Here is an 18,822-nt window from a genome sequence, read left to right as displayed (position 1 = left end):
GAGCGGCGGTCAATGTGGCCGAAGGACTGGTTGTACGGGATGCCGAGGGTATAGGCCGATGATTGCTTTGCGGCATTTTGTCCGGCCTTATCGGCGGACCCTTTCCAACAGGAGAACCGCCATCATGCCGCTGCCCCCGATCGAGCAGGCCGACGCCGGGCCCGAGGTGCGCGCCGTCTACGACGACATCAAGGCGACGCGCGACGTCCCGGACGTGAACAATTTCTGGAAGATGATCGCCCACCACCCGCCGACCCTGAAGCGGACCTGGGACAGCCTGAAGGAGGTGATGGCGCCGGGCGCGCTCGACCCGCTGGTGAAGGAGTTGATCTTCGTCGCGGTCAGCGTCACCAACAACTGCCAGTATTGCATCCGCTCGCACGAGGCGGCGGCGCGCCGGCTGGGGATGACGGACGCGCAGTTCGGCGAGCTGCTGGCGGTGGTGGGCATGGCCAACGAGACCAACCGGCTGGCCGTCGGCTATCAGGTGGAGCTGGACGACCGCCTGAAGTGAGCGGTCAGGCGGCCAGTTCCCCGACGCGGACCGGCCGGACGGCGGGTTGCGGTGCCGGTCGGGCCGGGGCGTCGCTCAGCCGCCGCTGCGGCAGCCCGTTGATCAGGTCGCTGCGGACGGTGAAATGGGCGATGCTGCGGCCGTCGTTCAGCTCCTCGCTGGCGATGCGCTCGACGCGCACCTCGACGTCCCAGCCGATCCTGGCCCAGGCGTCGCGGATGCGGCGCGCCAGTTCGCGGGCGCCGCGCTCGCTGAAGCCGTCGAGGCGCCCGCCCGACGGGCCGGGATGGAAGCGGGGGTAGGGCTGGGGCATCGCAGTGTCTCCTTGTGCAGCGGCCCGCCCATCGGGCCGCTGCACAAGGAATAGTCCAAAACGGACTTTTATTTCCAGAAGAAGCCGATACCGGATCGGTATGACGGGCGGGCCGCCGCGATCAGGGTTCCTGCAGGCCGACGACGGTGTGCAGGGTGTCGAGGTCTTCCAGCGCCACCGCGAACTCGCGGTCGGCCGGCTGGTATTCGCGCAGCGTCACCGCGTCCGGGCCGCGGCGGACGAACTCCTTCACCAGCACCGCCTTGTTGCGCTTGACCACCACGACGCCGGCCCCCGGCGCCGGCGGCTTGTGCGGGTTGACGTGCAGCAACTGGGCCGGACGGAAGCGCGGCATCATCGATTCGCCGACGACATACATCGCGTAGGGATCGCGCGCGTTCTTCAGATAGTCGGGCCGGGCGATCCAGTCGATCGGCCCGTCCTCCAGGAACATCTCCTGGTCGACGCCGCCCCGTGCCGCCGCGCGCACCGGCATCGGCGCGATCTGGGACGCCGCCGAGCCGTCGATGGCCGGGGCCGCGACGGTGCGCAGCAGCGCCGGCACCGGCTTGCGGGCGGTGCGCGGCGTCGCGGCAACGGCCGGTGCATCGAGGCCAAGCAGCGCCGTCGGCTCCACCCCCAGCGGCTGGGCCAGCTTCACCGCCCAATCGACGGTCATCTTGCGCTGGCCGGTTTCCAGCTTGTTGATCTGGGGCTGCGAGGTGCCCGCCAGTTCGGCCAGCTTCTCCTGGCTCAAGCCGGCGGCCTGCCGCAGTTCACGCATGGTGGTCATGCCGCCTTCATACCAAAACGGCTTTGGAAAGTCCATGGCCGTGGAATAAATCCGGTTGCGCGCAGAACCCACCTTGGTTTAAACCATTGCGGTATGACGCTCGACGATTGGCTCACCCGGACCGCAACGAAGGAAGAGGCTTTCGCCGCCCTGATCGGGACGAGTCAGGCCACGGTCAACCGCTACCGCCATGGCCGCCGTGTCCCGCGCCCGGCGGTGATGGCGCGCATCGCCGCCGCCACCGGCGGACAGGTGACGGCGAACGACTTCCATGGCTTGGCGGGGGAGGGGTAAGGGCGGGGCGCGGCGCCGGGCAACAAAAAAGGCCCCGTCCCACCGGGACAGGGCCTTTTCCTGGACGCGACGCTCTTACGAGAACAGGCTGGAAACCGACCGTTCCTCGCTGATGCGCATGATCGCTTCGGCCATCAGCGGGGCGATGGTCAGTTGGCGGGTGTTGCGCGACACGCGCACCGCCTCGGTCGCCTGGATGCTGTCGGTGGTGACCAGCTGCACCAGCGGCGACACGGCGACGCGGGCGACCGCACCGCCGGACAGCACGCCGTGGGTGCAGTAGGCGTGGACCGACTTGGCACCGGCTTCCATCAGCGCGACCGCGGCGTTGCACAGGGTGCCGCCGGAGTCGACGATGTCGTCGATCAGGATGCAGCGGCGCCCCTGGGCGTCGCCGATGATGTTCATCACCTCCGACACGCCGGCGCGCTCGCGCCGCTTGTCGATGATGGCGAGGTCGGCATCCAGACGCTTGGCCAGGGCGCGGGCGCGCACCACGCCGCCGACGTCCGGCGACACGATGGTGACCTCGTCCACGCTGCCTTCGAAGGCGTGGCGGATGTCCTTCTCGAACACCGGGGCCGCCATCAGGTTGTCGGTCGGGATGTCGAAGAAGCCCTGGATCTGACCGGCGTGCAGGTCCATCGTCAGCACGCGGTTGGCGCCGGCCTGGGTGATCAGGTTGGCGACCAGCTTGGCCGAGATCGGCGTGCGCGGGCCGGTCTTGCGATCCTGCCGGGCATAGCCATAGTAGGGGATGACCGCCGTGATGCGCCGGGCCGACCCGCGCCGCAGCGCGTCGATCGTCACCAGCAGTTCCATCAGGTTGTCGTTGGCCGGGAACGAGGTCGACTGGACGACGAACACGTCCTCGCCGCGCACGTTCTCCAGGATCTCGACGAACACCTCCATGTCGGAGAAACGGCGGACGCTGGCCTTGGTCAGCGGCACGCCGAGACAGGTGGAGATCGCCTCGGCCAGCGGACGGTTGCTGTTGCCGGCAAGCACCTTCATCGGGGTCGGCTCTCTTTGCAGGGGTACGGCTCAAGGCACGTCCGCCGCTTGCGCGTCGCCGCCCCTTGAAAACGGGGCGGACCATAACAAAGGGCTGTGCCCATGTAAACGTTCCATGACGGTGAGGGGTTTCCCCATTGGGGAAGGCGGCCCTGCACCGACGGCATGACCGCAACCCCGGAAATCCTCTAAAACGTGATGGTTTCAGCTCTGCAGGACGATGGCCGAAAGCCCGCGGCCATAGTCGGATTCCCCGCGCAGGCAGGACCGGCGGTAGCTGAAGAAGCGGTCTTCCTCGGCGACCGTGTCGTTCGGGCAACGCTGGATCACCGTCACCCCGGAATCGCCCAGCCGGCGGGTGACATAGGCCGCCAAGTCGAACAGGAAATGGCCGGGCTTGCGCGCCGGGGCGAAATAGTCGCGGTTGCGCTCGTCCTCTGCTTCGAAGGGGGCGGGGAACTCCGGCCCGACCTCGTAGGAACGCTGGGCGATGCAGGGGCCGATGCAGGCGACGATGCGGCCGGGCTTGGCGCCCAACTCGACCATCCGCGCCACGGTGGCCTCGATGACGCCGCCCTTGGCGCCCTTCCAGCCGGCGTGGGCGGCGCCGATCACCCGGGCCTTGCTGTCGGCGAACAGCACCGGCGCGCAGTCGGCGGTCAGGATGCCCAGCGCGATGCCGGCCTGCCGGGTCGCCATGGCGTCGGCCCTGGGCGCGGTTTCCGGCGTCCACGGCTCCTCGACCACGACGCAGGTCGGGCTGTGGACCTGATAACAGGTGACGAGGTGGCTGGCCGGCACCTCCATCCGGGCGGCGGCGCGGGCGCGGTTCTCATGCACCGCGGCCGGCGTGTCGTTGGAGCCGAGGCCGCAGTTCAGCGACGCGTACAGCCCGGCCGACACCCCGCCGGTGCGGGTGAAGAAGGCGTGGCGGATGTGGGTGATGTCGTTCAGCGCGCCGAGTGTGATCACGAACGCCGTCCTTCCCTAATCTGTGGCCTTCCGTCGAAGGTCCGCGATGCGCCGGTGCCGATGTCCACGTGCGTTTTCCGCCGTTCAGAAGCCGGCCGGCGGGTTTCCGTCGGCGAAGGCGCCGGGCGTGGCCAGCGCGACCAGCTTGAACAGCGTGCCCATTTGCGCCGGTTCGATCAAGCGGTCGAGCGCGCCGCGGATGTCCTGCGCCTGGGCCGGGGTGGCGGCGGCGGCCAGGGCGGCGGCGCGCTGGCGGATGCCCAGCCGGCACAGCCAGTCGCCCTGGTCGACCGGGCCGAAGCTTTCGGCGCCGGCCGCCCGCGCCGCGGCGGCGATGGCGGCGAAGTCGACATGCGCGGTCAGGTCGACCTCGCCCGGCGACTCCAGCGCCGGGGCGAAGGCGTGGCGGCGCAGCGCCTGCAGCGTGTCGCCGATCGCCGGCCCGTGGGCATAGCCATAGTCGATGACCAGCGCCGCACCGGGCGCTGCGGCCAGCCGGGCGCCGATGGCCCCGGCCACCGCCTGCGACGCGGGAGAGACCTCGACCACGCTGCCGTCGGCGGCGTCGCGCAGGCGGTCCGGCACCAGCCGGCTGCCGGAACTGCCGAACGCCTCCAGCACGAAGCGGAAGCGCGGAGCCTCCTCCGTCGCGGCGGGGTCGAGATCGACCAGCCGCTCGAACCAGCCATGGGCGGTCTTCTGCACCTGCCGGATCGGCAGGGCGTCGAAGAACTCGTTGGCGACCAGGATGGTCGGGCCCTCGGGCACCTCCTCCAGCCGATCGTGCCACTGGACCCGGTCGCCGAGAATGGGCTGGAGCGTCTGGCGCTGGCGGTCGCGCAGGGTCGGGCTGGTTTCGACCAGATGGACGATGGCGTTGTCGCGGAACAGCGGCAGCACCGCCGCGGCGCGCAGCGCGTCGGCCATCAGCGTGCCGCGGCCGGGCCCCAGCTCCACCAGATGGAAGGGGCCGGGACCGCCCAGCCGTGCCCAGCTGTCGACGCACCACAGCCCGACCAGCTCGCCGAACATCTGGCTGATCTCCGGCGCGGTGGTGAAGTCGCCGCCGGCGCCGAACGGGTCCTGGCGCATGTAGTAGCCGAAGCGCGGATGCCCCAGCGCCTCCGCCATGAAGGCGCCGACGCTGAGCGGCCCGTCGATGACGATGCGGCGGGCCAGCAGACGCGCCAGGCTGTCGGTGTCGGCGGTCATCGCCGGGTCAGGCCGTGATGGCGTGGCGGCGACCGCGCAGGACCAGCCACAGCCCGATCGCCAGCATCGGCAGCGACAGCAGCTGGCCCATCGTCGCCCCGGCGAACAGGAAGCCCAGCTGCGGATCGGGTTCGCGGAAGAACTCGACGGCGATGCGCGACAGGGCGTAGCCGATCAGGAACAGCCCGCCGACGGTGCCGGGCCGGTGGCGGATCGCCGGGACACGGATGGCGACGGCCAGCAGGATGAACAGCACCAGCCCTTCCAGCGCCGCTTCGTAGAGCTGGCTGGGGTGGCGCGGCACCTGCAGCGGGTCGCGCGGGAACACCATGGCGTAGGCGAAGTCGGGCGCCGGCCGGCCATACAGCTCGCCGTTGATGAAGTTGGCGATGCGGCCGAAGAACAGCCCGATCGGCGCACAGGCGGCGATGATGTCGCCGAAGGTGAAGGCGGAGATGCCGCGGCGCCAGCAGAACAGCCCGATGGCGACCAGCACGCCGGTCATGCCGCCGTGGAAGGACATGCCGCCGTGCCAGACCTGCACGGCGTCCATCGGGTTTTCCAGGTAATAGGGCAGGTTGTAGAACAGCACGTAACCCAGTCGCCCGCCCAGGATGGTGCCGATCACCGCCCAGGTCAGGAAATCGTCGAAATCCTCCGGCGAGGGGCGGCGGTCGGCGTCAAGCCGCGCCAGCCCCAGGCAATAGCGCCAGCCCAGCACGAAGCCGGCGAGATAGGCCAGCGCGTACCAGCGGACGACGACCGGCCCGACGGCGAGCGCCACCGGGTCGATGGTGGGAAAGGGAATGGCGAGCATGCGGGCTCCGGTCAGCGGTACGGGTCGGGCTGCGACAGGAAATCCTGCACATAGCGCCGGACACCCTCTTCCAGCTCGGTGAAGGGCTGGTCGTATCCGGCGGCGCGCAGGCGATCCGTCGTCGCTTGCGTGAAATATTGGTATTTGCCGCGCAAATGCTCGGGCATGTCGAAGTACTCAATCCGGGGGGGCTGCCCCAGCGCCGAAAAGGTCGCCAGCGCCAGATCCTTGAAGCTGCGCGCCTTACCGGTGCCGACGTTGAACAGGCCGCTGACCTCCGGATGGTCGTAGAGCCACAGCATCACCGCGACGCAGTCGTCGACGTAAATGAAGTCCCGCAGTTGGCCGCCATCCTCGAAGCCGCCCTTGTGCGACTTGAACAGGCGGGCGGGCCGGCCGGCCATCAGCTGCGGGTGCAGCTTGGCGACGACGCTCATCATGTCGCCCTTGTGGGCTTCGTTGGGGCCATAGACGTTGAAGAACTTCAGCCCGGCCCATTGCGGCGGCACCAGATCCTGGTCGGCGACGGCGCGGGCGATGCGGCGGTCGACCAGATGCTTCGACCAGCCATAGGCGTTCAGCGGCCGCAGCCGCGCCAGTCCCGCGCACGACCCGTCATCCTCGAATCCGGCGGACCCGTCGCCATAGGTGGCGGCGGAGGACGCGTAGATCAGCCGGCAGCCGCGCCACGCGCACCAGCGCCACAGTTCCAGCGTCAGCGCCACGTTGTTGGCGACGATCTTGTCGACGTCGCGTTCGGTGGTGGCGGAGATGGCGCCCAGATGGAAGACGGTGTCGATCTCGGCGGCGTGCTGGTCGAGGAAGGCCAGGGTCTGTTCGGGCGGCACCAGGGCGGCGACCTCGCGCTTGGCGAGGTTCTGCCACTTCTCGCCATCGAGGAAGCGGTCGACCACGACCACGTCGGTGACGCCGCGCGCGGCCAGCGCCGCGACAAGGTTGGACCCGATGAAGCCGGCCCCGCCGGTGACCACGATCATGCCGCTGCCCGCTGTTGCTTGACGCACTGCGGGACTTATAGGCGGCTGGGGCGGGCGGGGCAAGGTGGTGCCCCCACCCTCCCGCTCTTAGACGGCAGTCCCCTCTCCCGCAAAGCGGGGGAGGGATAGGGAGGGGGCCGCCGTGCCGACAGCCTACCGAACTGACCGGTTCGCCGCGCTCACCAGCGCGCGCAGCGAGGCGGTCACGATGTCGGCGTCGATGCCCACGCCGAACAGGGTGCTGCCGTCGCCGGTCTTGACCTCGACATAGGCGCAGGCCTGGGCGTCCTCGCCGGCGCCGATGGCGTGCTCGCGGTAGTCGACGACGTGCAGGTCGGTGCCGCAGCCCTGGCGCAGGGCGTCGAGGAAGGCGTCGATCGGGCCGTTGCCCTTGCCCTTGGCGGTGATCGTCTCACCGTTGCGGCGCATCACCACGCTCATGCTGCGGGCGCCGGAGTTGGGGCCGCGCGGCTCGGTCGAATGCTCGACCAGTTCCAGCGGCGTGTCGGCGTCCAGATACTCGGCCTTGAAGGCGGCGTGGATGTCGGCGGGCGACAGCTCCTTGCCGGACACGTCGGCGACGCGCTGCACGACCTTGGAGAACTCGATCTGCAGACGGCGGGGGATCTGCAGGCCGTAGTCCTTTTCCAGGATGTAGGCGATGCCGCCCTTGCCGGACTGGCTGTTGATGCGGATCACCGCCTCGTAGCTGCGGCCCAGATCCTGCGGGTCGATGGGCAGGTACGGGACCTCCCACTTGCCGGTGTTGGACTTGGTCAGCGCCTTCAGACCCTTGTTGATCGCGTCCTGGTGCGAGCCGGAGAAGGCGGTGAACACCAGCTCGCCGGCGTAGGGGTGGCGCGGGTGGACCGGCAACTGCGTGCAGTATTCCGACACGCGGACGATCTCGTTGATGTCGTCGATGTTCAGCTGCGGATCGACGCCCTGGGTGAACATGTTCAGCGCCAGCGTGACGACATCGACGTTGCCGGTGCGCTCGCCGTTGCCGAACAGGGTGCCCTCGACGCGGTCGGCGCCGGCCAGCAGGCCCAGCTCCGCCGCGGCGACGCCGGTGCCGCGGTCGTTGTGCGGGTGCAGCGAGATGATCGCCGACTCGCGGTTCTTCAGGTGGCGGCAGAACCACTCGATCTGGTCGGCGTGGATGTTCGGCATCGACATCTCGACCGTGGCCGGCAGGTTCAGGATGACCTTGTTGGTGGACGACGCCCCCCAGGTCTCCATCACCGCCTCGCAGATCTCGACCGCGAAGTCCAACTCGGTGCCGGTGAAGCTTTCCGGCGAATATTGCAGGACGATCTCGGTGTCCGGCGTCTCGGCGGCCAGTTGCTTGATCAGCTTGGTGCCGGCGATGGCGATGTCGACGATGCCCTGGCGGTCCAGCCCGAACACGACGCGGCGCTGCAGCTCCGACGTCGAGTTGTACAGGTGGACGATGGCGCGCTTGGCGCCCTTGATGCCGTCGAAGGTGCGGCGGATCAGCTCTTCACGCGACTGGGTCAGCACCTGGATGGTGACGCCGTCGGGGATCTTGCCCTCGTCGATGATCTCGCGGCAGAAGTCGAAGTCGGTCTGCGAGGCGGCGGGGAAGCCGACCTCGATCTCCTTGAAGCCCATGCGCAGCAGCAGGTCGAACATGGCGCGCTTGCGGTCGGGGCCCATCGGCTCGATCAGCGCCTGGTTGCCGTCGCGCAAATCGACCGAGCACCAGGCCGGCGCCTTGTCCAGCGTGCGCGACGGCCATTGGCGGTCGGTCAGTTGCACCGCCGGGAAGGCGGCGTATTTGGAGGGCGACTTCGGCAAGGTCGGGATGGCGGTGCTGGTCTGGGTCGCGGTGCTCATGGCGTCGTTCGGCTCCTGTGGCGGCCCCGGGAGGTCGGTGTCGAGACCGGACTCGTAAACCGGGGCGGCGGGATCGGATTGTCAGGGCGGGGACCGGCGAGGGGTACGGCCGCGGAGCCGCCGGATTGTGGCTCAGCGACCGTCGGTAAGTCGCAGCCCCGGCCCCGGCCGGGCGACGCCGGACACGGCGCCTTTGAAAACATCGCTCATGGAACAGACACTTCGACCGGAAGACACGGAAGGACGAACGCGACAAACCCGGACGCTTCAGAGCGCCGGGCCAAAAAGTCGAAGAAGAGCGTTCGTGCGGTCGATGGTGATCATGGACGGCACTGTGCGCAGGTGCGGCAACGCTGTCAAGCCTCGATTGCGACAACCGGATTGTGCGTGGCGCGGACGATTCATCCGGATCAGCCCCAAAACAGATGATACAGCGTCGGCAGCAGCAGCGCGGTCGCCAGCCCGTTCAACCCCATGCCCAGCCCGGCGAAGGCGCCCGCCACCTCGTTGACCTGCAGGGCGCGGGCGGTGCCGATGCCGTGCGCCGCCACCCCCATGCCGAAGCCGCGCGCCCGCCAGTCCTTCACCCGCACCAGGTTCAGCACCCAGCTGCCGAAGGTGCCGGCGATGATGCCGGTGATGATGACGAACACCGCGGTCAGCGAAGGCAGGCCGCCGATCTGCTCCGACACGCCCATGGCGATCGGCGAGGTGACCGATTTCGGCGCGATCGACAGCAGCGTCACCAGCGACCCGCCGAAGGCCCAGACCAGCGCCACCGCGCTGAGCGCCGACGCGGCGGACCCGACCAGCAGCGCCACCAGCAGCGCCACCGCCGACCGCCGCACCTGTTCGAACTGGTTGTGGAGCGGCACCGCCAGCGCGACCGTCGCCGGCCCCAGCAGGAAATGCACGAACTGCGCGCCGTCGAAATAGGTGCGGTAGTCGACGCCGGTCAGCGTCAGCACCGCCGCCAGCAGGACGACCGCGATCAGCACCGGGTTGAACAGCGGGCGCCGGCCCAGCCGTTCGAACACCCACAGGCCGATCTGGTAGGCGACCAGCGTCAGCGTCAGCCCGGCCAGCGGGCTGGCCGACAGATAGACCCAGATCTGGTGGAGATCGGCGCTCACGGCTCGTCCCCCTCGGTACGGCGCAGCAGGGCGGCCATGACCTTGGCCGTCACCGCGACGCCGAACAGGGTGCTGCCGAACAGGGCGATCAGGATGGGCAGCGCTTCCGCCTCCAGCCGGGCGGCGTGGGTCATCACCCCGACGCCGGCGGGAACGAACAGCAGCGACAGGTGCCGCAGCAGCCCGCTCGACGTTTCCTGGACCGCCGCCGGCACATGGCCGCGCCACAGCAGGCCGGCGAACATCAGCAGCATGCCCAGCACCGGCCCCGGCACCGGCAGATGCAGCAGGCGGGCGGCCAGTTCCCCGGCCAATTGACAGAGCAGCAGAAGCGTCAGCGTTCCGAGCATCGCGGACTCCGGAAGAAGAAGGGTGGTCCCCGTTCTTCTACCGCAGCCGCGAAGACCGCGGGCTGCATTCCGCGAATGCGAGAGTCCCGAATCCGTCCAAGCGGCTCGGGACGGGCCGCGGCTATTGCACCTTGCGGGCGTGCTGGGCGACGCGGCGGACGATGGATTGCGCCTCCACCGTCACTTCCTTCTTGCCGAACATGCGCAGGAAGATCGCGTTGACGGTGGCGTGGGCGCTGACCGTCAGGGTCCCGGCCGCCGCGTCCTCCGCGATGGTCAGCGGCGACAGGTTCGATCCAAGGAAGCCGTTCGGGAAAGCCTTGTCGAAGAAGCTGCGGATGTGGCCGTCGCGCTGGGTGTCGAACATCACCCGGCCGCCGGCCAGCGCCGCGGCGTCGACGGCCTGCGACAGCCGCGCCTCCACCGCGTAGCTGCGCAGGGCGTCGACGGTGCAGCCGGCACCGACCGCGGTCGGAACGGCGAGGACAAGGGCAACCACCAGGAACAGGTGGCGGCCCGTGCGCCGGTCTTCGTGCCCGCCATAGGGCAGGGGACGATAGACCAAAGTCATTGCCGGCCTCCCAAGCAATTATCTATGCGGAAAGGAATGATATCGTTGGATGGATGACTCTTAGCATCATCCGTCAAACAGGCAAACCCGGAAATGCAGCAGAGTTACAGCAAAAGCGTGACCGGGAGTTGCTATGTATTTTACGCAAAGGCGGTAATCCCGCTTTGCACATCCGGCAACAAAAGATGCATCCAATCGGATGAGGAACAGGCGGCAGCGTCAACTTGGCCGAACAGCATAAATCATAGCGCGGCGTGCGCCGGCGGGACAAAAACCGGGCAACCGGCAAAGAGCGTCGCACCGTTAAGGGATTGTTCGGGCCGATAACCGAGCCTCGCCGCACCCGTTTCCTTTTGTCCCGAAGAGGTTCGCGCGATGCCGCGTCTTTACAGCCTGTTGCGCAACCGCCTGAACCTTCCCGCCCTGGACCATGCGCTGCTGGTCGCCGTCGTTGCCCTGCTGTTGCTGGCGCTGTCGGGCGAGGTGCGCGGCGCGCTCGGCGATCTGGCGGTGGAGGTGGCCCAGGTCGCCGGAACCGGCGGTGCCGGGCCCGTGCGCTGACGGTTGCCGCGGCGAACGACCGCCATGCTTCTCCGTTTGGCTTCCGCCAAGTAGACTCCGACGCGGGACTCGGGACACGAGACCCGGCGGCTGACGGCAGGGAGACGGCCCGATGATGGGCGGGGTGTGGCGCGTGGTGATGCTGGCACTGGCGGCGGCAGCGGCGGCGCTGGTCTTTCTGGGCGTGGAGATCACGCAGGTGGCGGCCGATGACCGCACCGCCTTCGTGCGCGGGTTGTCGATCTGCGGCGTCGGGTTGCTGGCGCTGTGGTACGCCTTCGCCAAGCTGACCCGCCATTTCGGCGATCTCGGCCGCTTGGCGGACCGTCTGTCGGGCGGTCGCGGCCGGGTTGATCTCGAACCCTGGGCCACCGGGCGGGGCGGCGAGGTGGCGCGTCTGGCGGAGCTGTTGTCCGGCCTGACGCGGGCCGACGGTCCGGCCGCGGGGCTGGGCGGTGGCGGGCGCTGGGAGAAGGGGGTGCTGGCGGTGCTGGCGCTGGCCGACGACCCGCTGCTGCTGCTCGACGAACAGGGGCGGGTGGAGCGGCTGAACCCCGGCGCCGCCCGGCTGCTGGAGGTGGAGGAGGGGGCCGACATCGGCAAGACCCTGGTCCGCGACGATCTGGCCCGCGCCATCGAACGGGCGCGCGGCAGCGGTGCGCCGGTCACCGCCGTGCTGCGGCGGACGGAGGAGGGCGAGCTGTCGGCGCGCGTCGCCGATCTCGGCCTGAACGCCGGGGTGATCCTGTCCTTTCCGGCGCGCGGCATGGCGCACGCCCCGGGGCTCAGCGGCAAGCGCACGCTCAGCCTGCGGTCGGCCCACGCGACGGCGCCGCTGGGCGACGAGGAACCGCTGGCGGCGCTGCCCTTCGTGGCGCTGTGGGTGGCGACCGCCGGGGTGGAGCCGGGATCGGGGCCGGTGATCGCGGTCGGCACCGTCCGGCTGGCCGGCGCGCGCGTCTTCCGCACCGTCTCGATGGCGCTGCTGATCGATCCGGCGGAGCCGGTGTCGGGCGAGGCGGTGGCGCGTCACGGCATCGGCACCGCCATGGTGGCGGGCGAGCGTCCCTTTGCCGAGGCGTGGCCGGCGATCCAGGACGCGCTGCACCACTGCATCGCCGTCGGCGTCGGCGTCGACGCCGCGCTGGCTGCGCTGGCGCGCTCCGCCGCGCAGGCCGGGCTGGCCGAAGCGGCGCTGCCGCCAGGGCTGGATTTGGCGGCGCTCGCGGCGGCGCTCGACCCGAATCTGGCAGGGGCCTCCATCGACCAACTGGCCGATGCGTTCGCCGTGCCGCGCCGGCCGCGGAGCGGGCCGCAGGCCGAAGCGCTGGCGCAGGCCGAACTGGCCGCCGTCCTGTTCACCCGCCTCGGCGAGCGCGGCATCGTCACCCACGGGCAGGCCCGCGCCCTGATGGCCGGCGGCGCGGCGGCGTCCTGACCGGTCAGCCGTCCTCCGCCAAGCGGATCCCCGTCACCGACAGCCGGCTTTCGGGGCGCAGATGGTGCCGGGTCCAGGGACCGGCGTGGTCGAACGGGGTCAGGCAACTGCCGCCGCGCAGGACCATGCGGTTGATGGCGAAGCGACCATGCACCGCCTCGTCCGGTCCGTCGGGCTGGCGATAGCCGGGGTAGGGGGTGAAGGCGTCGCGGGTCCATTCCCAGACGTCGCCGCACATCTGCCAGGGCCCGGCGCCGTGGCAGGCCCCGGCGCATGGGTGACGGTGGCCGGTGCCCAGCAGGTTGCCCATGCTGTCGCAGTCGGCGGCGACCGCTTCCCATTCGGCCTCGTAAGGCAGGCGGGCGCCGGCCCAGCGGGCGTAGGCGTCGGCCTCGTACCAGCTGACATGGCAGACCGGCTCGTCCGGGTCGAGCGGGCGCATGCCGTAGAGGGTGAAGATCCGCCAGCCGCCCGCCCCTCCGCTGCCGGTGCGTTCCCAATAGAGCGGGGCGCTCCAGCCCTCGGCGCGGGCGGTGTCCCAGCCGTCGGACAGCCACAGTTCGCGGCGGCTGTAGCCGTCGGCCTTGATGAAGTCCAGGAACTCGCCGCAGGACACCGGGCGGGCGGCCAGCCGGTAGGGATCGAGCCAGACGCGGTGGCGTGGCCCCTCATGGTCGAACCCCGGAACCGGAGTCGGCCGGCCGATCTCGATCAGGCCACCCGCCTTCTCGACCCACCCGTCCTGGCGGGTGCCGGCCGGGGGAATGTCGGGCGGCGGTTCGAAGGCGGGGCGCAGCGGGTTGCACCACAGCGCGTGCTTGATGTGCAGCAGCATGCGCTCCTGGTGGCGGCGTTCATGGGCGACGGCCATGGTCACCGCCGCCGCCACCGCCTCCCACCGCCCATCCTCGGCCTGGTCGATCAGGTGCAGCACCGCCGCGTTGATGTGGTCGCGGTGGCGCATGATCTCCGCCACGGTGGGGCGGGACAGGGCGCGGGGTGGTGGATGCGGGTGGTTGCCGCGCGCCGCGAACAGGTCGAGGAAGGTCGGATCGCAGGGGCGGTAGCCGGGACTGAAGGGAATCAGCACCGCCACCTCGAACAGCCAACTGGTATGGGCGAGGTGCCATTTCGCCGGGGTGCCGTAGGGTGCGGTCTGCACCATCAGGTCTTCCGGCGACAGGGGAGCCACCAGTTCCGCGGTGCGGGACCGCGCCTTCTGGAAACGGGTGGCGAGCGCCGCGCGGCGCTCCGGCCCAATGGAATCGGCGATCTGGGTGGGATGCGTGTCGGGCACGATCGGTCCCTCCGGATGAGAGGCCCGGCTCAATGGCCTATCTGGGGCCTATCTGGGGCCTACCCGGAAAGTGTCCTCCCGCCGGCCTTCGGTTGGAATGCACGCATGAGAGGTGCGACAATCACCGCAATTGCGCAGGAGCGCCCGCCCGCTCCACCCGGCCCGATCGCAGGACCTCAGGCAGAAAAACGAAAAGGCCGCCCGGAAGGCGGCCTGTTCATTCGAAGCACAGCAACGTGTCGGGAAAGCCTTACTTGATCTTGCTTTCCTTGAACTCGACATGCTTGCGCGCCACCGGGTCGTACTTGCGGAACGACAGCTTCTCGGTGGTCTTCTTCGGGTTCTTCTTCTTGACGTAGAAGAAACCGGTGTCAGCCGTGCTCACCAGCTTGATGAGGACGGTGTTCTGCTTGGCCATGATCTCGATCCCGACAAATAAAATCCGTGCCCCGCCGGCCCGGCGGGGGCGGCGTCGTAGCGGCGGAAGATACCGTCTGACGCCGTGATGTCAAGCGTTATGGGCGGCCAATTCGGCCAACGCCCCATCAATGCCCCAACCGCCGCGATCAGCGTTCGGCGACGGTGTTGACGACCGCCATGGCGACCGCCCGCTGGTACAGCGCCGGGTCGGACAGCAGCCGCATCGCGACCTTCAGGTCCAGCTCCGGCTCATGCTCCTTCCAGGGGCAGGTTTCGCGCAGGCTGTTCAGCGCCTGCTCGTCGTCGGCCGCCTTCGACCGCCAGCTGGCGATCTGCGCCGGGCGCAGCCGCCCTTCGCGCAGGTCGGCCAGCAGGGCGTCCGGGTCGGTCTGGCCGGCGTGGCTGGTGCAAACGGTGGGCTGCACGCCCTGGCGGTGCAGGGTGTAGCCGGCCGGGGTGTAGATGCGGCTCCAGGTCAGGAACAGCTCGCCGTCGTTGGGCAGGCGGGTCACCGTCTGGACGCTGCCCTTGCCGTAGCTGGAGGCGCCGACCACCACCGCGCGGCCGGAGTCCTGCAGCGCCGACGCCACCACCTCCGCCGACGAGGCGGAGCGGCCGTCGACCAGCACCACCAGCGGCAGCCCGTCGAGCAGGTCGTCGGGGTTGGCGTCGAAGCGCTGGCGGCTGTCGGGGTTGCGGCCCTCGGTCGAGATGATCCGGCCGCGGCGGATGAACAGGTCGGCCACCGCGACCGCTTGGTCCAGCAGCCCGCCCGGGTTGCCGCGGAGGTCGAGCACCATGCCGCGCAGCGTGCTGCCGGCGCCCTGCCGGATGGCGGTGACCGCGGTGCGCAGGCTCGACGCGGTGGTCGCGTTGAAGCGATCCAGCTTGACGACGCCGATGTCGCCGGACAGCGAATAGGTCACGGTGTTGGGCACCACCCGTTCGCGCCGCAGCGGCAGCCGGCGCGGGGCCGCGCTGTCGCGGGCCAGCGTCAGGATGACGACGGTCCCGGTCGGGCCGCGCAGCCGGTCGCGCATTTCGGACGCGGTCAGCCGGGTGGTCAGGTCGCCGTCGATCGCCAGCAACTGGTCGCCGTCGACGACGCCGGCGCGGTCGGCCGGGCTGTGCGCCATGACGTCATGCACGGTGACGCGGCCGTTGGCGTTGTCCAGCGTGACGCCGACACCGCCATAGCCCTCGCGCTGCGCCCGTTCGTTGGTCGCGCGCTGGACGCCGGTGTAGCGGGAATAACCGTCGAGGTCGGCGGTGACGCCGTCGAACACCACCTGATAGAGCCGTTCCGGCGTGGCCTTGGCCAGCACCGGCGAGAAGATGCGGGCGCGGTCGATCACCCGGGCGGTCAGCGCGGCCCAGCCGCCGGCGTCCGCGGCGCCGGCCATGCCGTACTCCGCGCTCAGCGCGCCCGACACGTACAGGCGTACGGTGCTGCCGGCGCGTTCCACCGTCACGGCGGGGTCGATGCCGGTCAACCCCTTCAGCCCGTCGAGGCCGAGGCGGTCGAAGGACACCGGGTCCAGATAGACCTCGGCGATCTTGTTGAAACCGACGGCGAACACCTGCTCGCTGACCGGTGGCGGGGTCGCCGGGGTCAGCGCCGGCGCCGGGCCGGTGGACAGGGTGAACAGGACGGACGCGGCGCCGAGTTGCAGCGCCGTACGTCTCAGGGAATGGTGGAGGGAGCGGCCCAGCCGTTGCGCCACGGTCCAGACGGGCTGGGTCGGAAACGCCGGGATCCGAAACGGCGACACGCGCGGCGGCGCGTTGCAAGCGCACTTGGCCATGGGGCTAACCGCGGCCTCCCTTTCCTGCGACCGGACCGGACGAGGATGTTCCCGATCCCGGATGGGTAAGAGATAGCACCTTCGTTCAGAGGCGGAGCGGGACAAAATTGCGGTCCGCACCACAATGTTGCGAAATGTCCAAATCTGTGGCGCCAAGGTCACGCTGGTATGGCGCGGCCTGCCAAATCCCTGGCAGGGCCACGCTTTTGCCGCCAAGCGCAAGCGTGGCCGAAAAGACACGGGTGGCGGGCGGCGCGCCTCAGTCGACCAGCCGGAACAGGGTGCTGCCGGTCAGCGGATCGGCCTCCACCAGCACCACGGCCACCCGGTCGCTGAGGCGGTAGGTCCGGCCGTGACGCTGCCCGACCAGGGCGTGCGCCGCCTCGTCATGCTCGTAGCGATCGTCGGGCAGGGTGCTGGCCGGGATCAGCCCATCGGCGCCGCTCTCGTCCAGCCGGACGAACAGGCCGAAGCGGCTGACGCCGGACACGCGGCCGGTGAACCGCTCGCCGACCCGGTCGGCCAGGAAGGCGGCGGTGTAGCGGTCGACGGCGTCGCGTTCGGCCGTCGCGGCGCGGCGTTCGGTGCCCGACAGATGCTCGCCGATCTCCGCCAGCCGGCCCAGCGTCTCGTCGTCCAGCCCACCGACGCCGAGGCCCAGCGTGCGGATCAGCGCCCGGTGGACGATCAGGTCGGCGTAGCGGCGGATCGGCGAGGTGAAATGGGCGTAGCGGTGCAGCGCCAGCCCGAAATGGCCGATGTTGTCCGGGCTGTAGGCGGCCTGGGCCTGGGCGCGCAGGACCATCTCGCTGACCAGCGGCGCGTGCGACGTGCCCTCCACCTTGCGCAGGATGCGGGTGAAATGCTCCGGCTTCAGGTCGGACCCCTTGGCCAGCGGGTGGCCGATCCCGGCCAGGAAGCCGCGCAACGCCTCCATCTTGTCCATCGACGGGCGGTCGTGGACGCGGTAGAGGCCCGGCATGGTCCGGCTTTCCAGCACCTCCGCCGCCGCGACGTTGGCGGCGATCATGAACTCCTCGATCAGGCGGTGGCTGTCGAACCGCTCGCGCGCGGTGATGGCGGCGACCCGGCCGCGCTCGTCGATGCGGACGCGGCGCTCCGGCAGGTCGAGTTCCAGCGTGCCGCGCCGGCCCCTGGCCTGGGCCAGGCGGGTGTACGCGCCGTAGAGCGGGGTGATCACCGTGTCGGCCAGCGGCGCCGTCACCTCGTCCGGCCGGCCGTCGCGGCAATCCTGCACCTGTTCATAGGTCAGCCGCGCGGCGGAGCGCATCAGGCCGCGCACCAGCCGGTGCCGGATCAGCGCGCCGTTGCGGTCGATCCACAGGTGGAAGGCCAGACAGGCGCGGTCCTCCCCCGGCCGCAGCGAGCACAGGCCGTTCGACAGCGCCTCCGGCAACATCGGCACGACGCGGTCGGGGAAGTACACCGAGTTGCCGCGCTCATACGCGGCGCGGTCCAGTGCCGAACCGGGGCGGACATAGTATGAAACATCGGCGATGGCGACCAGCAGGTGCCAGCCGTCCGGGTTGGCGGGGTCGTCGTCGGCCTCCGCCCACACCGCGTCGTCGAAGTCGCGCGCGTCGGAACCGTCGATGGTCACCAGCGGGATGCCGCGCAGATCCTCGCGCTGCATCAGCGCCGGCACAGCCGCCAGTTCCGCCTCGCGCAGCGCGGCGTGCGGGAAAACGGTCGGCAGGCCGTGGGTGTGGATGGCGATCAGGCTGAAGGCGCGCGGCTCGTCGGTGGAGCCCAGCCGCTCCACCACCCGGGCCTGCGGCTGCCCGGCCCGCCCGGCCGGCAGCAGGTCGGCGAAGACGAGGTCGCCGGCCTCCGCCTCGCCCCGGTTGGGCGGCAGCACCAGGAACTCGGTCTTGTGGCGGCGGTCGGTCGGCACGATGCGTCCACCGTCGGCCGCCGGGCGGTAGACGCCCAGCACGCGGCCCTCGCGCTCGCCGTCGATGCGGCGGATGACGCGCGCCTGATACAGCCGGTCGTTGATGCGGGCAAGCTTGGCCAGCAGCGTGTCGCCCACCGCCAGCGGCCTGTCCCCGCCACCAGCCTTGCGGTCACCATCGGTCTTGCGGTTTGCCGGCAGGAAGATGCGCGGCGGGTTGCCCTCGCCGGTCCAGGTCAGGGGGCGGGCGGACAGCTCGCCGTCGGCATCGGCGCCGGTGACCAGCAGCACGGCGACTTCCGGCAGCGCCTGCGGCGGGGCGACGCGCTTGTTGCGGCCGCGCTCCACCGCGCCGTCGGCCTCCAGCTCGCGCAGCAGGTCCTTCAACGCCTCGCGGTCGGCCGAGCCGGACAGCTTGAAGGCGCGGGCGATCTCGCGCTTGCCGACCGGGGTGGTGCTGGACCGGATGAAGGCGAGGACGGTGTCCTTGCTGGGGAAACGGCTGTCGGTCACGGGGCTGGGCGTCCGTCGGTTTTTGTCAGAGA

19 protein-coding genes are annotated in these 18,822 nt (G+C 70.1%); 4 read left to right on the top strand and 15 right to left on the bottom strand.

Features of this window, described 5'->3' with window-relative positions; translation table 11 throughout:
- Positions 1–124 precede the first annotated feature (124 nt).
- Positions 125–514, top strand: coding sequence for a carboxymuconolactone decarboxylase family protein (locus TSO352_RS02310; RefSeq protein ID WP_109105776.1), 390 nt, complete (start codon positions 125–127; stop codon positions 512–514).
- Between the two features lie 4 nt (positions 515–518).
- On the opposite strand, the gene TSO352_RS02305 is transcribed toward TSO352_RS02310, so the two are convergent.
- The gene (locus tag TSO352_RS02305; protein WP_109105775.1) at positions 519–827 is read right to left on the bottom strand and encodes a hypothetical protein; all 309 of its coding nucleotides are present in this window, start codon (positions 825–827) and stop codon (positions 519–521) included.
- A gap of 121 nt (positions 828–948) precedes the next feature.
- The gene (locus TSO352_RS02300; RefSeq protein WP_109105774.1) at positions 949–1,620 is read right to left on the bottom strand and encodes a LexA family transcriptional regulator; all 672 of its coding nucleotides are present in this window, start codon (positions 1,618–1,620) and stop codon (positions 949–951) included.
- A 93-nt stretch (positions 1,621–1,713) separates the two neighbouring features.
- Between TSO352_RS02300 and TSO352_RS02295 the strand changes: the two genes are divergently transcribed.
- Positions 1,714–1,914, top strand: coding sequence for a helix-turn-helix transcriptional regulator (locus tag TSO352_RS02295; RefSeq protein WP_109105773.1), 201 nt, complete (start codon positions 1,714–1,716; stop codon positions 1,912–1,914).
- Positions 1,915–1,989: 75 nt separating this feature from the next.
- Here the strand turns inward: TSO352_RS02295 and TSO352_RS02290 are convergent, their stop codons facing one another.
- The 9 genes from TSO352_RS02290 to TSO352_RS02250 all read right to left on the bottom strand — a co-directional run bounded on the left by TSO352_RS02290 (position 1,990) and on the right by TSO352_RS02250 (position 10,841).
- Positions 1,990–2,928 carry a ribose-phosphate pyrophosphokinase gene (locus tag TSO352_RS02290; protein WP_109105772.1) on the bottom strand — a complete coding sequence of 313 codons (939 nt, stop codon included), beginning with the start codon at positions 2,926–2,928 and terminating at the stop codon, positions 1,990–1,992.
- Positions 2,929–3,132: 204 nt separating this feature from the next.
- The gene (pgeF, locus tag TSO352_RS02285; RefSeq protein WP_109105771.1) at positions 3,133–3,900 is read right to left on the bottom strand and encodes a peptidoglycan editing factor PgeF; all 768 of its coding nucleotides are present in this window, start codon (positions 3,898–3,900) and stop codon (positions 3,133–3,135) included.
- An 84-nt stretch (positions 3,901–3,984) separates the two neighbouring features.
- Positions 3,985–5,112: an SAM-dependent methyltransferase gene (locus TSO352_RS02280; RefSeq protein ID WP_109105770.1), complete on the bottom strand. Its 1,128-nt coding sequence runs from the start codon at positions 5,110–5,112 to the stop codon at positions 3,985–3,987.
- 7 nt (positions 5,113–5,119) lie between these two features.
- Positions 5,120–5,929, bottom strand: a complete 810-nt coding sequence (lgt, locus tag TSO352_RS02275) for a prolipoprotein diacylglyceryl transferase (protein ID WP_109105769.1) — start codon at positions 5,927–5,929, stop codon at positions 5,120–5,122.
- 11 nt (positions 5,930–5,940) lie between these two features.
- Positions 5,941–6,927 carry an ADP-glyceromanno-heptose 6-epimerase gene (gene rfaD / locus TSO352_RS02270; protein WP_109105768.1) on the bottom strand — a complete coding sequence of 329 codons (987 nt, stop codon included), beginning with the start codon at positions 6,925–6,927 and terminating at the stop codon, positions 5,941–5,943.
- 153 nt (positions 6,928–7,080) lie between these two features.
- The gene (gene leuA, locus TSO352_RS02265) at positions 7,081–8,748 is read right to left on the bottom strand and encodes a 2-isopropylmalate synthase (protein ID WP_199231512.1); all 1,668 of its coding nucleotides are present in this window, start codon (positions 8,746–8,748) and stop codon (positions 7,081–7,083) included.
- A 449-nt stretch (positions 8,749–9,197) separates the two neighbouring features.
- Entirely contained in the window at positions 9,198–9,920 is a 723-nt protein-coding gene (locus TSO352_RS02260) for an LrgB family protein (RefSeq protein WP_109105766.1), read from the bottom strand.
- Complete coding sequence (locus tag TSO352_RS02255) at positions 9,917–10,270, bottom strand: CidA/LrgA family protein (RefSeq protein WP_109105765.1); 354 nt, start codon at positions 10,268–10,270, stop codon at positions 9,917–9,919. The genes TSO352_RS02260 and TSO352_RS02255 overlap by 4 nt, the downstream gene beginning before the upstream one ends.
- A gap of 121 nt (positions 10,271–10,391) precedes the next feature.
- Entirely contained in the window at positions 10,392–10,841 is a 450-nt protein-coding gene (locus TSO352_RS02250; RefSeq protein ID WP_109105764.1) for a hypothetical protein, read from the bottom strand.
- Between the two features lie 375 nt (positions 10,842–11,216).
- Here TSO352_RS02250 and TSO352_RS02245 point away from each other — a divergent pair, with 375 nt between their 5' ends.
- Together TSO352_RS02245 and TSO352_RS02240 are read left to right on the top strand one after the other, a co-directional pair.
- Complete coding sequence (locus tag TSO352_RS02245; protein WP_109105763.1) at positions 11,217–11,402, top strand: hypothetical protein; 186 nt, start codon at positions 11,217–11,219, stop codon at positions 11,400–11,402.
- A gap of 112 nt (positions 11,403–11,514) precedes the next feature.
- A complete protein-coding gene (locus TSO352_RS02240) occupies positions 11,515–12,840 on the top strand; it encodes a DNA polymerase III subunit epsilon (RefSeq protein ID WP_109105762.1) in 1,326 nt (441 codons plus the stop codon).
- A gap of 4 nt (positions 12,841–12,844) precedes the next feature.
- On the opposite strand, the gene egtB is transcribed toward TSO352_RS02240, so the two are convergent.
- From egtB to rnr, 4 genes are all read right to left on the bottom strand, one after another.
- Positions 12,845–14,137: an ergothioneine biosynthesis protein EgtB gene (gene egtB, locus TSO352_RS02235; protein ID WP_109105761.1), complete on the bottom strand. Its 1,293-nt coding sequence runs from the start codon at positions 14,135–14,137 to the stop codon at positions 12,845–12,847.
- Between the two features lie 250 nt (positions 14,138–14,387).
- A complete protein-coding gene (gene rpmG, locus TSO352_RS02230; protein WP_109105760.1) occupies positions 14,388–14,555 on the bottom strand; it encodes a 50S ribosomal protein L33 in 168 nt (55 codons plus the stop codon).
- 148 nt (positions 14,556–14,703) lie between these two features.
- Entirely contained in the window at positions 14,704–16,362 is a 1,659-nt protein-coding gene (locus tag TSO352_RS02225) for a S41 family peptidase (RefSeq protein WP_109105759.1), read from the bottom strand.
- A 259-nt stretch (positions 16,363–16,621) separates the two neighbouring features.
- Positions 16,622–18,790, bottom strand: a complete 2,169-nt coding sequence (gene rnr, locus TSO352_RS02220) for a ribonuclease R (protein WP_109105758.1) — start codon at positions 18,788–18,790, stop codon at positions 16,622–16,624.
- Positions 18,791–18,822 lie beyond the last annotated feature (32 nt).

The sequence above is a fragment of the Azospirillum sp. TSO35-2 genome (assembly GCF_003116095.1).
Lineage (GTDB): Bacteria > Pseudomonadota > Alphaproteobacteria > Azospirillales > Azospirillaceae > Azospirillum.
Note: the sequence above shows the minus strand (reverse complement) of the source record. Positions and strands in the feature narration are given on the sequence as shown.

Excerpts from the sequence above, each read along its gene's own strand:
- rfaD (WP_109105768.1), bottom strand. The coding sequence starts at position 6,927 with ATGATCGTGGTCACCGGCGGGGCCGGCTTCATCGGGTCCAACCTTGTC.
- TSO352_RS02250 (WP_109105764.1), bottom strand. The coding sequence starts at position 10,841 with ATGACTTTGGTCTATCGTCCCCTGCCCTATGGCGGGCACGAAGACCGG.
- rpmG (WP_109105760.1), bottom strand. The coding sequence starts at position 14,555 with ATGGCCAAGCAGAACACCGTCCTCATCAAGCTGGTGAGCACGGCTGAC.
- TSO352_RS02255 (WP_109105765.1), bottom strand. The coding sequence starts at position 10,270 with ATGCTCGGAACGCTGACGCTTCTGCTGCTCTGTCAATTGGCCGGGGAA.
- TSO352_RS02245 (WP_109105763.1), top strand. The coding sequence starts at position 11,217 with ATGCCGCGTCTTTACAGCCTGTTGCGCAACCGCCTGAACCTTCCCGCC.
- lgt (WP_109105769.1), bottom strand. The coding sequence starts at position 5,929 with ATGCTCGCCATTCCCTTTCCCACCATCGACCCGGTGGCGCTCGCCGTC.
- TSO352_RS02300 (WP_109105774.1), bottom strand. The coding sequence starts at position 1,620 with ATGACCACCATGCGTGAACTGCGGCAGGCCGCCGGCTTGAGCCAGGAG.
- TSO352_RS02290 (WP_109105772.1), bottom strand. The coding sequence starts at position 2,928 with ATGAAGGTGCTTGCCGGCAACAGCAACCGTCCGCTGGCCGAGGCGATC.
- TSO352_RS02310 (WP_109105776.1), top strand. The coding sequence starts at position 125 with ATGCCGCTGCCCCCGATCGAGCAGGCCGACGCCGGGCCCGAGGTGCGC.
- TSO352_RS02295 (WP_109105773.1), top strand. The coding sequence starts at position 1,714 with ATGACGCTCGACGATTGGCTCACCCGGACCGCAACGAAGGAAGAGGCT.
- TSO352_RS02225 (WP_109105759.1), bottom strand. The coding sequence starts at position 16,362 with ATGGCCAAGTGCGCTTGCAACGCGCCGCCGCGCGTGTCGCCGTTTCGG.
- TSO352_RS02305 (WP_109105775.1), bottom strand. The coding sequence starts at position 827 with ATGCCCCAGCCCTACCCCCGCTTCCATCCCGGCCCGTCGGGCGGGCGC.
- TSO352_RS02240 (WP_109105762.1), top strand. The coding sequence starts at position 11,515 with ATGATGGGCGGGGTGTGGCGCGTGGTGATGCTGGCACTGGCGGCGGCA.
- TSO352_RS02280 (WP_109105770.1), bottom strand. The coding sequence starts at position 5,112 with ATGACCGCCGACACCGACAGCCTGGCGCGTCTGCTGGCCCGCCGCATC.